The following is a 13,027-nucleotide window of genomic DNA, read 5'->3' as shown; positions in this document are numbered from 1 at the left end:
TCCTCTACTACATCAGTCAAAGCATTGTTCCTTAAATGCGCCGCTTCGCACACGCTCCCGCTTCCGAAAACCTGGATTCCGGCACGAATCGCCCCCGATCCGACCGCGACACCCTGGGCCGCCTGTGGCCCTATCTGTGGGCCTACAAGGGCCGGGTGCTGCTGGCACTGGCCTTCATGATCGGCGCCAAGGTGGCCAATGTGGGCGTGCCTTTGCTGCTCAAGAACCTGGTGGACAAGCTTGCGCCGCATCCCAATATGGCGCAAGCCATGCTGGCCGTGCCAGTGGGCCTGCTGGTGGCTTATGGCTTGCTGAGGTTGTCCACCTCACTGTTCACCGAGTTGCGTGAACTGGTGTTCGCCAAGGCCACGGAAGGGGCTGCGCGCAGCATTTCGCTGCAGGTGTTTGCGCACCTGCACGCTTTGAGCCTGCGCTTTCACCTCGAGCGCCAGACCGGCGGCATGACCCGTGACATCGAGCGCGGCACGCGCGCCGTGCATTCGCTGATCTCGTACTCGCTCTACAGCATCGTGCCCACGCTCATCGAAGTCACGCTGGTGCTGAGCCTGCTGGCCACCAAGTTCGACATGATGTTTGCGTGGATCACGCTGGCGGCATTGGTGGTCTACATCACCTTCACCGTGTCTGTCACGCAATGGCGCACGCGCTTTCGCAAGGAAATGAACGAACTTGATTCGAAAGCCCATTCACGCGCCATCGATTCGTTGCTTAACTACGAGACCGTCAAGTATTTCAACAACGAGGATTTCGAAACCCGCCGTTATGACGAAGCGCTGGAGCGTCTGCGCAAGGCGGGCGTGAAGTCGCAGCAGACGCTGTCTTTGCTCAACACAGGTCAGCAGACCATCATCGCCCTTGGCCTGATCGCGATGCTGTGGCGCGCGACTGGTGGTGTGGTGGAAGGTCGCATGACCGTGGGTGATCTGGTCATGGTCAACGCCTTCATGATTCAGCTCTACATTCCGCTGAACTTCCTGGGTGTGATTTATCGTGAGATCAAGCAGGCCCTGACTGATCTGGACAAGATGTTCACGTTGATGGAGCGCGATCGCGAAGTGGCCGATGTACCCGATGCCAAGCCGCTCTTGCTCAAGGATGCGCCGCATCAGCCGCCCTCGGTACGCTTTGATCACGTCGAGTTCGCCTACGATCCGGCTCGCCCCATCCTGCACGATGTGAGCTTCGAGATCCCGGCGGGCCAGACCGTGGCGGTAGTTGGGCCCTCGGGCTCGGGCAAGTCCACGCTGGCCAGGCTGCTCTATCGCTTTTACGACGTGCAAGGCGGGCGTATCACGGTCAATGGGCATGACGTCAAGCAGCTCACACAAGACAGCCTGCGCCGCAGCATCGGCATCGTGCCGCAGGACACGGTCTTGTTCAACGACACGGTGGCCTACAACATCGCCTATGGCCGTCCCGAATCCACGCACGACGAGGTGATCGCTGCAGCCCAGTCTGCGCGTATCCACGAGTTCATCAGCCACACCCCCAAGGGTTACGACACCATGGTGGGCGAGCGAGGCCTGAAGCTCTCGGGCGGCGAAAAGCAGCGCGTGGCCATTGCTCGCACCTTGCTCAAGAACCCACCCATCCTCGTGTTTGATGAGGCCACCTCGGCGCTCGACTCCGCCAACGAGCGGGCCATCCAGGCGGAGCTGTCTGCCGTGGCGCAAGGCAAGACCGTGCTGGTGATCGCGCACCGCCTGTCCACCATCGTGCATGCACACGAGATTCTGGTGATGGAACAAGGGCGCATCGTTGAGCGAGGCACGCATCCTCAACTGATGCTGGCCAATGGCAAGTACGCGCAGATGTGGCGCCTGCAGCAGGCGGGTGGCGGCGAGCCTGCTGCAGGCTGATCACGCTGATGAGGCCGCCGCATTCAACTCGCGGATGGCGTTGAGGCAGCGAGCCTGCGCCACCGTGCTGCCCGCAAGCAAGGGTGATCGCACGGCCAGCGTGCCCAGACCTTGGTCGGCCAGCGTGGCCTTGATCAGGGCCGGATTGGGCTCGGCGAACAAGGCACGGATCACGGGGCTGAGTAGATGCTGCCACCGTCTGGCCTCGGTCAGGCGATCGGCTTGTAGCGCACGAAACAGTGCCATGAAGGCTTGCGGGCAGGCCTGTGCTGCCGCCGTGATGGCCCCTGCACCGCCCAGGCAGAGGTTGTGAAAGATCTGAGCATCCTCGCCAGCCAGCACCTGCAGTCGGCCATCTGCGATCAACTGCTGGGTCTTGTCGAGTGAGCCGCCGCAATCCTTGATGCCCGTGATGTTGTCGTGTTCAGCCAATGACAAGATGGTGTCCAGCTCCATCGTCACGCCCGTGCGATAAGGAATGTCATACAGCACCAAAGGCGCGCTGGACCGGTCCGCCAGATCGCTGAAGTGCTGCACCAGCGCAGCTTGCGATGGCCGCACGTAGTACGGCGCTGGGCTCAATACAGCATGCAAGGGCAGGGTGTTGAGATGCGCCAGTCGTGCATGCAGATGCCCCACGTGGTTGCCCGCCAGGCCCGCGATCACGGGCAGGCCTTGGGCGGCATCGAGCACGGTGTCGAGCACCGCGTCCTGCTCTGCGTCGTCCAGCGCCGCGGCCTCGCCCGTGCTGCCCAGGGCGACCAGGCCCGTGACTTCCGCTTGCTGCAGATGCTGAACCAGCTTGCGCAGCGCCGTGTGATCCGCGCTATGCGTGGCATCGTTGTGAAAGGGGGTGACGATGGCCACCCAGATTCCCGAGAGTGCAGACATGAATGAGATTCCCATGCGAGATACGCGACCGGTTTGAAGAACCGTCCGGATGGCAAGGGAAATGTCTGATGGGGTGTGGCCGATGTGGCCCTGACCGTTTGCAGGCTGTTTCCGTCGCTCATCTGACGGAAGCAGCTGCCCCGGTCAGACGAGCGGCTGTTTTTTGGCTTTGCTGGACGCACCCGCAACGGCACTTGTGCCCATGCCTTCGCTGGCGCGAATGAGCTGGGTGAAGTTCGGGCGGCTGTCCATGCGGCCCATTCTAGGGGATGATGGGCCGACTGGGAAAGTTGCCGATGACAGACGCGGGAGCGAGACCGCGACAGCACCCGTAGTCGCACCGATTGGCATCTAATGCCTTGCGGTTAAAAATGCGCGCCATGTCGCCCAGAATCTCGCCCCCAGGCCATGCGCCACGCACCTTGCATGTGTCCTATGCGCGCATGTTGCTGAGCCAGTTGCAGCAGGCGCGGCCCGATCTGATGGCGCAACTGGATGCCGACAGCCTTCAGCATCTCGATGAAAACGATCCACTGGCGCGTTGCACCTTGACGCAGTGGCATGCCTTGCTGGACCAGGTGGAGCAGATGCTGGGCTTGCCGGATCTGGTGCCGCAGTTGGCAGAGCAGTTCAAGCCATGGCATGCAGGCTTGCTGGGCTTTACCTTGATGACCAGTGGCACGGTGGTGGAAATGGCCACCTTGCTCAAACGCTTTCACCATCTGCTCAATGACGTGCACAGGGTCGAGCGTGGCCTGGATGGTGCGCGCTTCTATCTGCGCCTGTGCCATACCTCGGGCGAGCAATCCAGGCGTCTGGCGCGTCTGTCATTGTCTGTGTGGGCCTTGAGGCTGCGCTGGCTGACAGGGCAGCCGGATCTGAAGCTCGATGTGTGTTTTGAAGGGCCCGCACCGAATGACGCCGCCCCGTATCGCCGTATCTTTGGCGGCACGGTGCGCTTCGATCAGCCACAGGATGTGATGTGGGGCGACGCGTCCTGCGTGGACCTGCCCATCGTGTCGCGCGATACGGCCAGCCACAGCCTGTTGCAAAGCCAGGCGCTCAAACAGCTGGAGCAGTTGTCTCGTCAGGAGGACCGGCTGGTGGACAAAGTGCAGGCCTTGATCCGCAGCCGCCTGGACAGCGGAGGGCTCAGCCTGGAGGACATCGCCCTGGCCTTGAAGATGCCTGCACGTACCTTGCAGCGCAGGCTGGAAGAGGTGGGGGCGAATTTCAGATGGATGGTTGATGAAGTCCGTCGCACGCAGGCTGAGCACTATTTGCGCGAGACGGCGGTGCCTTTGTCTGAGTTGGCGGTGACCTTGGGTTTTGCGGATCACGCCAGTTTCAATCGGGCGTTCAAGCGGTGGACGGGCATGTCGCCTGGTGCCTTCAGGCGGACGCCTTTGTCGCAGCAGGACGGCTCAGGGCTTGTCTGACAGTGCTTGCCGCTTTTTCCATTCGGCCTGAGCTTGTTCGGCCTTTTCTTCCATGGACAGCTTGGGATCGGCCTGCTTGCGCATCAGGTCCAGCAGTTCTTGTGCGGTTTTTTCTTCTTCGCCAAACAGCGCTTGGGCCATGTCTTCACCGAAGTACTGGCGGCGTAGGGCCTTCAGCCCGCTGAACTGCCGTTCTGCATCGTCCAATGCACCGGTGTTCTGTTCGGGTGGAAACGTTTGCGTGACGGCCTGCGCGTACTGCGTGTATTGCTGGAACAGGTTGTGGAGTTCACGTTGCGCCTGGTCAGGCAAGCTGCTGGATTGACTGTCAAGCTTGGCACGCGCTTCGTCTCTTGGGAACAGCGCGTAGATGCGCTCGATATCCAGTCGTGTCTGTTGATCTGTGGCGAGGTGCCCTTGGGGTGTGATTCTGAACGTCGGCAGGATCATGCTGTCCAGTGGCGAGGCAGGTCTGGTGGCACTTGGCTGTGCTGATGCCCCAGACGCTGCATGCGCACTGGGATCGCTTGCGGTGGGGGTGATGCGGCTGAACCACGATGAGAGGCCTGTGTGGGGGCCAGCGGAGTTGACCGTGGAAGAGGGCGCGCTCGCGTCTCTCAGGCTGGAGGCCAGGAGTCCGGCGATCAGGGTTGCCGTCAAGGCCGATATCAGCCACCACTTCTTCTGTGTCACTTTGCGCATCTCCTTGCACCATGAAAAAGGAGACCGATGCGAGTGGGCACCGGTCTCCAGTCCTGAGCTGATCAATCGCTCAAGCCATTGCCATCATCAGAATGGGCCGTTCGATACAAAGCTCGACAGCGCAGCGTCCTTGCCATTGAGGAAGGTGCTGTAGCGCGTATCGCCATCGGCAAAGCGCTTGGTCCAGGCGATGTCGCTGTAGCTGGCTGGCTCGCTGGCCTTGGTGGGGAAGAAGTGATCGGCGCCGTTGATCACCGGCAGCATCTTGGGCGTGGTGGCGGGGATGGCGTCATAGAACTTCTGTGAGTGGCTGGCAACCGGCGCGACCACGTCAGCCGAGCCGCCGATGATGGCCACGGGCACTTTGTTGACCTTCATCTTGGTGGTGGAGGTGTCCCACGGCGCATAAGCTACAGCCGATACCAGGCCGGGCGTGGCACCCGCTGCTTCCAGCGTGCCGCCGCCACCCATGGACCAGCCCGATACGCCTTGGCGTGTGGTGTCCATTTTGCCGGCCACGGGCCCGGTGGTCAGTGCGGTTACCGTCTTGAGCGCGGCCAGCAGTTGCGTGGCGCGGCTGGAGGGGAAGTCGAACAGGGTGTTGGTGGCGATGGTCACGACCACGAAGCCATGTGTGGCCAGGCGCTTGCTGATGGCCGTCATCGAGCTTTCAGCCGAGACGAAGCCGGGGCACACGGCCACGACGGCGTACTTGCCGGGCGTGTTGGGCGAGTAGACCGTGCCAGAGCCAAAGCCATTGCCTTTGACGGCCTGCGAGGACACCGCGTAAGGGCCATCGGCCTTCAACGCATCCAAGGTCGGCGCAGGGCCGTTTTCAACGGCGTAGGCGCTCAGAGCGAGCAGGCTCAGGGTGATGGCACCCAGCGCGTGTTTCATGAAAGTCATCTTGTCTTCCTTTCAGGGGTAAGTAGAGGTCGAGTGACCGCATTGTTCTGAAAGGCAACAAATGATTCTTTACCTTGAGCGCGCTTGACTTGTCTCCGCACGCCAAGCTCGGGTATCTCCTGCTGGGGGTATCGATATAGACCAAAAGGGGGGTATGGCCTGCTTGGGTTGTGTCAATTGCTTTCGGTCGGCAAGGTGCATTCCGAATCGGCCGGATTCAGCTTGCAACGGATGCGCTTGAGGAGCTTGAGCCCTTGCTTGTTGTAGATGCCTTGTTCGATCAGCTCGACACGGGTCTGCCTGAGGAACTCGGCGTACTTGGGCGTGTTTTCTGGTGACAGCTCCATCCACACCGATGCGGGCAGGTCGGTCTCGGCCTTGTTGACGCGGGCGAGCACCTCATCGAAATGACTCAGCCAATATTGACGCGAGGCGTCGGCAAAGCCGGTGGCAAAGCGCGTGCGGTCGATGATGAGCTGGTAGCTCACGATCATGTAGGGGAAGTGACTGACGGCTCCGTTGGGCCCCATGCCCTTGAGCAACTCCAGCGGCTTGAAGGCGATGGCGGGTGCTGCGGCCATGTCGGCCATGCCGTTGTTGAACTTGTTGGCGAAGTTGGTGATGTCGGCGTTGACGGGCTGCGCGCCGGCCTTTTGAATCAGCACAGCCTGAGCCTTGTCGTGGTCAAAGGCCAGGATCTTCTTGCCGGCCATGGCCTCGGGGGTGTTCATGCGCTTGTCGCGCACCACGGCATACACGGCGCCCACATCGATGAGCCCGGCCAGTTCGTACTTGCCTTGCACCACATAGCTGGATGCGCCCGGTGAGTTGAAGATCTGGCTGGCCATGCGGATGACCTCATGGCCTGCGGCGTGATCCACCTTGCCTTGACGCAGGATCAGCGCAGCGCCGAAAGAATCAGTGGCAGCTGTAACGGGGTTGAAGGTGCGGGTGCGAAAGGCCGTGGCCAGCAGGGCGTCGCACTGGCCGGTGCGGAAGTCATCCGCTGCCACACGCTCGTCCACATACGACTTCAGCACCAGCGGCGTGCCTTTGGCTTGCATGGCCAGGGCGTAGTCCTTGGTGGCGTTGAACATGTCGCCGCTGGCGCCTTGCAGATCGAAGACGCACAGCTTGGGTTCGGCCACGGGGGCGGCGCCAGCCATGTGTGCTGACAGGCCGGTCGTCAGGGCCAGTGTCAGTTGGTACGCCAGGCGGGGTGAGAGGATAGGCTTTGCAGTCATGCCTCGACCCTAATCGATGTGTACTGTGGCGTCGAGGCTTGTGCGATAAAAAGGGCCTTCGCGTCGCGAAAGCCCTTCCATGCGGCGCCAGATGTCGCCTTCCGGCGCCGCCGATATCGCAAGCCTCAGTACGTCAGGCAGGCATCAGCCCCGGCGGCGGCGAGCCACCAGGCTCATCCCGCCAAGCCCGACCAGCAACAGCGCCAGGCTTGATGGTTCAGGTACCGCTGCCACGGTGGCGTTGCCACTAAGGTAAGTGACGGCCACGGGATCACCAAACTCATTGCCAAAGGGGAAGGAGGGTGATTCGCTCAGTGTGATCGCCGAGGTGCCCGCACCAACAGCCTTGAAGGTGATGCTGGCTGTCAGGAAGTCGCCTTTGATCGGGGCCACAAAGGTGTTGAAGTAGATGTCGCTGACGGTGCCGGAGGCCGCGTCCAGCAAGCCGGTGGACTTGGCGAACTCCCATGAGGCGGGGATGTTGATGGCATCGACTTGCAGGATGCTGGGGTCGAAGGCCAGGTTGTAGCCACCGCCGAAGATCTTGTCAGGAAAGCCCGTGGCCTGGATATCCACCGAAAAGGTGTCGCCCAGATTGACATCGGTGTGGGTGGCGTTGACGGACACCGTTTGCGCCTGGGTGGCAAAGGCAGCGAGCAGGGCGGCCGAGGCCAGCAGGGTGTGATGCAGTTTCATGATCTTGAACTCCTGTTGATGAAAACGATTTACTTGCGGGTGATGGTTTCAAGGTGGAAGGCCGATGGGCCGGGTGCCTTGCCGAACAATTTGGCGAACACACTGATGTCCAGCGAGTTGACGATGCCGTCGCCATTGAGGTCGCCAGGGACCTTGCGCTTGCCGAACTGGTTGCGCATCAAGGCCAGGTCCAGCGAGTTGACGAAGCCGTCGTTGTTCAGGTCGGCATCGCAGGCGTTGCCGTAGCCATCGCCATCGCTGTCCAGCTGATCTTTGTTGGGCACGTAGATGCAGTTGTCACGGCTGTCGGGAATACCGTCGCCATCGCTGTCGGTCTCGATCGCTGCGGCTTGCGTGGTTGCGCCATCAGGTGAGCCGACGCGGATCCACACGTTGTCGCCCTTGAAGTCGCCCAGATCGATGGCGCCATCTCCGTTGTCATCCACCAGCCCGCGACCAAGTACACCGCCTGTGGCCGGATCAATCGCGATGGCGGTGATCCATTCAGGCTTGCTCATATTGGGTGGGCAGGTCAGGCAGCCGGGTTGCGATGGCACCTTGACCTTGGCGATGTTGCCTTGCAGCGTAATGATGGGGATGCTGAACTTCCAGGGAGGCGAGACACGCAGCTTGACCGTGGGGTCACCCAGCAGGTTGTAGATGTTGAGCTCTTGCTGCAGGTTGACGATGCCTGGGCGCGACTGGTTGGCATCCAACGGATGAAGGTTGGCTTGCGAACCATTGGCCACGTCGCTGACATAGGTCTTGGCGTAGTTCAGCAGGTCACCCAGGCGCTGCACGGGGCTGCTGGTACCAAAAGTGCTGATCAGGCCTGGGAACACGCCATCGAACAGGCCCAGCGTCAGCTGGTTGTTGTCGGTCGAGCTGCTCTGGCGGCTGTCGCCGATGACCGCCAACGCGCCATCAGACTTGCGCAGGAAGCTCTCAGCCCAGTAGGCGGTGCTGGTGGACATGCCGTAGCCTGTGCCCCAGATGTTGGCGGGCAGGTCCACCGTCTCGTTGTCAAACACGCCGCTGGCGCAGTTGATGCTGAACACAACGGGGAACTGGTTGTTGGTGACCGACACGAGAGACAGGTCACTGGTCAGGAAGGACGGGTCTCCCCAGCCATCCCACCAGCCGTGGTCGCGGTGGAAGACCAGTGCCGAGCCTTTGTTGATGGCCGCTGCCATGTCGGCCTTGCTGCCGTTCCAGGCAAAGGTGGGCTTCGTCAGCTCAGCGGGGATGGCGTCGCCGTTGGCGTAGAACTGCGGGTTGGCGTCGGCATCAGCCGTGTAGAAGCGGCTCACGTCGTAACCCAGGCCGATGGCGTGGTCACGCACGATCTCGGAGGTCTGCACGAACCAGCGCCGGTCTCGGGTGAGGCTGGTGCCTGTGTTGTCGCGCACCTGGTAGAAGGAGCCGAAGGTCAGCCGGCTGTAGAAGTCCTGACCAAAGATCGAGTTGGCCGGTGGCGAATTTTCGAACGCGATCACCTTCGAGACGATGGTGTTGGCCTGCGCCAGCGTGTCCACAGGGAAGCGGCCGATGCCGAATGGCGGGATGGTGGTGGGCCCATCGCCGGGCTGGAACTGGCCATACCACATGTCGCCCGCATTGCGGGCCATGTCCCAGATGTTCTTGGCGTCGTAGTGCGTGGGCAGGTACTCGGCATCACCCATGAACAGCACCCACTTCGGGCGCACCAGGTGCGAGCTGTAGTAGCTGCTGATCCAATTGCGGATTTGCGTTTCGGTGGCACTGGCACCGGCACCGGTGATCTCGGCTGTGGTCACCACGCGGGTGGAGATGCCCAAGGCTTCTTTATGCGCCTTGAGCGCGTCGGCCGCGGCCTTGAAGTTGGGGTGCGTCACGATCAAGTAGCGCGCACCCAGGAAGGCCGGGTTCAGCGTGATGGGCGGTGCGCAGGTCAGCTCGGCAACGAGGCCTTTGTTGAGTGCGAACTGCACGGCGGGCAGTGCGAGCTTTTCAATGCGCTGGTCCACGCCATCAAAGCCGGCGCTTTGCGTGCTGCCGGTCATGCCCTTGAGCTTGAGCCGGTCATAGCGGAAGCAGGTGCCCGGGTGCTTGATGGTGACCAGGTAGCTGGGGTAGTAGGTAATGAGTTGTTGGGAGGGGTCATAGCCATAAGGGCTGAGCTGGTAGCCCTGCACATTGGCGTCGCCATGGAAGATGCCGCGCTCGCCTTGCTTCTGCCCAGGCGTCTTGTAGCCCTTGGCCCAGATGTCGGCGTTGAACTGGAACTTGTTGCCGCCATCCTCACCTGTGCGCGATGACATCGGGGGCTGAACGGGGTACAGGCGTGCGGACAGGCGCTGAATGCCGCCTTCCGGGGTGATATCGACCGTGCCACCTTTGCCATCCACGGGCAGGGCCAGCGAGAAGCCCGCCACAGGTACCTGCGGCATGCCGACTTCATTGCTGTCGCTGCTCACGGCACCGGGGCCGCTCTTTTGCGCAAAGCGCTGGAACACGCCGCTGCCGGTCTCCACATTGGCCAGCATGGGGGTGGGAACGGTCACGCGCAGCACGGTCTGGTCTGCGCTCATGGATACGGTATCAACGCGCACGCCAGGTGCCGTTTGCGCCAACGAGGTCTGGCTCAGGGCCAGGTGTGCCAACAGCGCGAAGCTGCCTTGTGCACAGGCCCTTAGCCTGGGGTTCATCAAGTTCATGGTCGCCTCCAAAAGCGGTCTCTCAACAGCACCGAATCCGGACTGGTTCGGTATGGGAGTGAAGGCTAGGCAGGGGCAGGGGGCACCACAAGGCCACACGAGGCGTGCTTCCCTAAGGGTGGGGGCCTCTCACATCGAGAAACCCCCACCCTTAGGGAAAATGGCCAAGGTCATGTCGGAAATGAGAAAATTCCTGTTTTCGCCATTTCCCTGCCTGCCATGACCGCCTCCATGCCCCAATCCCTGGTTCTGACCCGCCCTGATGACTGGCACTTGCACGTGCGTGATGGCGCGGCCATGGCGGCTGTGGTGCCAGCCACGGCACGGCAATTTGCGCGGGCGATCGTCATGCCCAATCTGCGCCCACCGGTGATCACGGCCGAGCAGGCCCAGGGCTACCGCGAGCGCATCCTGGCTGCCGTGCCGTCTGGGATGAAGTTCGAGCCGCTGATGGTGCTCTACCTCACCGACAACACGCCAGCCGAAGAAGCAGCCAAGGCCAAGGCCATGGGTGCGGTGGCCTTCAAGCTCTACCCGGCTGGTGCCACCACCAACAGCGATGCCGGCGTGACCGATCTGCGCAAGACCTACAAGGTGCTGGAAGCCATGCAGCGCGAGGGCCTCGTGTTGTGCGTGCACGGTGAAGTGACCGATGGCGATGTGGACGTGTTCGACCGCGAGAAGGCCTTCATCGATGACAAGCTGATCCCGCTGCGCCGTGACTTCCCTGAACTGAAGGTGGTGTTCGAGCACATCACGACCAAGGAAGCCGCGCAATACGTGACCGAAGCCGACCGCTTTGTGGGCGCCACGATCACGCCGCAGCATTTGCTCTACAACCGCAACGCCATCTTCATGGGCGGTGTGCGTCCGCACTACTATTGCCTGCCCATCCTCAAGCGCGAAGAGCACCGCGTGGCGTTGGTTCAGGCGGCGACGAGCGGCAGCCCCAAGTTCTTCCTGGGCACCGACAGCGCACCGCACGCCTCGCATTTGAAGGAGCATGCATCAGGCTGCGCGGGTTGCTACACCGCACCTTGCGCCATCGAGTTGTACGCCGAAGCCTTTGAGGCCGCTGGTGCGCTCGACAAGCTCGAAGCCTTTGCCAGCTTCTATGGCGCCGATTACTACGGCCTGCCGCGCAACACCGACAAGATCACCTTGAAGCGTGAAGACTGGGTTGTGCCTGAGGTGCTGCCCTTTGGCGAAACCGAGATCAAGCCGCTGCGTGGCGGCGAGACCTTGCACTGGCGTCTGGTCTGATCTCAGACCTCGCTGGCGCGACGCCCTTTGCGTGGACGGGGGGCGGCCGTGCGCTGGCCTGATGCCTGTGCGGCCGCATGCTGGTAGACGCCGTCCAGACTGCGGAAGATCAGCATGTTGTGCGCCAGGATCTCATCGAGTGAATACTTGAAGCCCGATTGCGTCCAGTTCTTGGCGATGTAGATGGTGGCGCCAGCCAGGCCTGAGACGATCACATCCAGGTCGATGCCGTACTTGTCCATGTCGGGGTAGAGCATGCTCACGAACGTGCGGAGCATGCCTTTGAATTCATTGATGGCGGCCTCGGCGCCCCGCATGCCGCTCTCACTCACGCTCACCGCATCGACCAGCATGATGCGGGCGCGGCGTGGGTCTTCATGCAGGAAGGCATACCAGGCGCGCAAGGAGCCCTCACCCATGGCCATCGGGTCGGGTTGCGCCATGCCCCGCGCAATGATGGACGCCATCACCTTTTGCTGAACCTGGCTGCGCAACTCGGCATACACGGCGTCGAACAGTTCGCCCAGCGTCTTGAACGACTCGTAGAAGTAGCGCTCCGTCAGTGCGGCCTGCGTGCAGATGTCCCGCACGGTTGACAGGTGATAGCCGCGCGTACCGAAAACTTCCAGTCCCGCATCAATCAGCTTGCGCTGCCTTTCTCGGCGGCGTTCGGCTGCATCCACGCCGCCATAGCGGCGTGTGACGGTGGGGGCTCTTTTTTTCTTGGCTGGTCGATCAGACATGGGTTCAGCAAATCGGGCGCAGGTGCATGCCCTGATTCTGCCGGAGGCCTGAACGTGATCCGGTGGATGGCATCACTTATGTCGGCGATGGACGGGTGAAACCCTGACGTGAACGCGATTCGATAAGCGTTATGGTTGCAAATGGAAATGTTGGATTGTCCAATTTGCGCAGAATGATGCAGATGGTGGCCGACATGACAACCAGCCGATCAATCGGCGCCAACCATTGGAGATAAACATGAAAACCAACCGCTTCCTTGCTTCAACCTTGGCCGTGGCGTGCCTCATGGCCATGCAGGCCACGGCCCATGCCGGCGTGGATCCCACCGTGATCCCGCTCAACAGCCAGATCGGCAGCCTGCGCATTCCGTTGCAATGCACCTTCCCCGTCATCGGCACCCAGACGCTGACCATCAAGGTGACGGGCTCGATGGCCACCACCGTGACGCCGGGGCAGTCCTTCTACATGACCGATGGCAGTGGCACGCTGGAGTTCCCGCAGTCTCTGGTGGACTTGTCGTACACGCTACCTGAGCGTGCGCCCAGCAGCGTGTACGACAAGTCCAC

At 61.7% G+C, this 13,027-nt stretch carries 11 protein-coding genes; 4 read left to right on the top strand and 7 right to left on the bottom strand.

The features are described from left to right. The first annotated feature begins 35 nt into the window (after positions 1–35). Positions 36–1,880, top strand: coding sequence for an ABC transporter ATP-binding protein/permease (locus EPO09_RS10475; RefSeq protein WP_290642843.1), 1,845 nt, complete (start codon positions 36–38; stop codon positions 1,878–1,880). On the opposite strand, the gene dapA is transcribed toward EPO09_RS10475, so the two are convergent. After that, on the bottom strand, positions 1,881–2,771 hold the full coding sequence (dapA, locus tag EPO09_RS10470) for a 4-hydroxy-tetrahydrodipicolinate synthase (RefSeq protein ID WP_290642841.1): 891 nt from the start codon (positions 2,769–2,771) through the stop codon (positions 1,881–1,883). A 380-nt stretch (positions 2,772–3,151) separates the two neighbouring features. Between dapA and EPO09_RS10465 the strand changes: the two genes are divergently transcribed. Beyond that, entirely contained in the window at positions 3,152–4,210 is a 1,059-nt protein-coding gene (locus tag EPO09_RS10465) for an AraC family transcriptional regulator (RefSeq protein WP_290642839.1), read from the top strand. Here the strand turns inward: EPO09_RS10465 and EPO09_RS10460 are convergent. The 5 genes from EPO09_RS10460 to EPO09_RS10440 form a co-directional block, all read right to left on the bottom strand. Beyond that, positions 4,196–4,912 (bottom strand): lipase secretion chaperone, encoded by a 717-nt coding sequence (locus EPO09_RS10460; RefSeq protein WP_290642837.1) that lies wholly within the window; start codon positions 4,910–4,912, stop codon positions 4,196–4,198. The genes EPO09_RS10465 and EPO09_RS10460 overlap by 15 nt on opposite strands. Before the next feature lie 87 nt (positions 4,913–4,999). Then, positions 5,000–5,818, bottom strand: coding sequence for a dienelactone hydrolase family protein (locus tag EPO09_RS10455; RefSeq protein WP_290642835.1), 819 nt, complete (start codon positions 5,816–5,818; stop codon positions 5,000–5,002). A gap of 173 nt (positions 5,819–5,991) precedes the next feature. Further along, a complete protein-coding gene (locus EPO09_RS10450; RefSeq protein ID WP_290642833.1) occupies positions 5,992–7,062 on the bottom strand; it encodes a putative solute-binding protein in 1,071 nt (356 codons plus the stop codon). 144 nt (positions 7,063–7,206) lie between these two features. Further along, the gene (locus EPO09_RS10445; protein ID WP_290642832.1) at positions 7,207–7,758 is read right to left on the bottom strand and encodes a cohesin domain-containing protein; all 552 of its coding nucleotides are present in this window, start codon (positions 7,756–7,758) and stop codon (positions 7,207–7,209) included. 29 nt (positions 7,759–7,787) lie between these two features. Then, positions 7,788–10,454 carry a C25 family cysteine peptidase gene (locus EPO09_RS10440; RefSeq protein ID WP_290642830.1) on the bottom strand — a complete coding sequence of 889 codons (2,667 nt, stop codon included), beginning with the start codon at positions 10,452–10,454 and terminating at the stop codon, positions 7,788–7,790. Between the two features lie 219 nt (positions 10,455–10,673). Between EPO09_RS10440 and pyrC the strand changes: the two genes are divergently transcribed. Further along, positions 10,674–11,717, top strand: a complete 1,044-nt coding sequence (gene pyrC, locus EPO09_RS10435; RefSeq protein WP_290642828.1) for a dihydroorotase — start codon at positions 10,674–10,676, stop codon at positions 11,715–11,717. A 2-nt stretch (positions 11,718–11,719) separates the two neighbouring features. On the opposite strand, the gene EPO09_RS10430 is transcribed toward pyrC, so the two are convergent. Further along, complete coding sequence (locus EPO09_RS10430) at positions 11,720–12,460, bottom strand: TetR/AcrR family transcriptional regulator (protein ID WP_290642826.1); 741 nt, start codon at positions 12,458–12,460, stop codon at positions 11,720–11,722. 238 nt (positions 12,461–12,698) lie between these two features. Here EPO09_RS10430 and EPO09_RS10425 point away from each other — a divergent pair. Continuing rightward, the coding region (locus EPO09_RS10425; protein WP_290642825.1) for a hypothetical protein at positions 12,699–13,027 on the top strand (329 nt) is incomplete at its 3' end.

Source organism: Aquabacterium sp., from assembly GCF_004297345.1.
Taxonomy (GTDB): Bacteria; Pseudomonadota; Gammaproteobacteria; order Burkholderiales; family Burkholderiaceae_C; genus Aquabacterium.
This window is presented reverse-complemented; position numbering and strand designations above follow the sequence as displayed.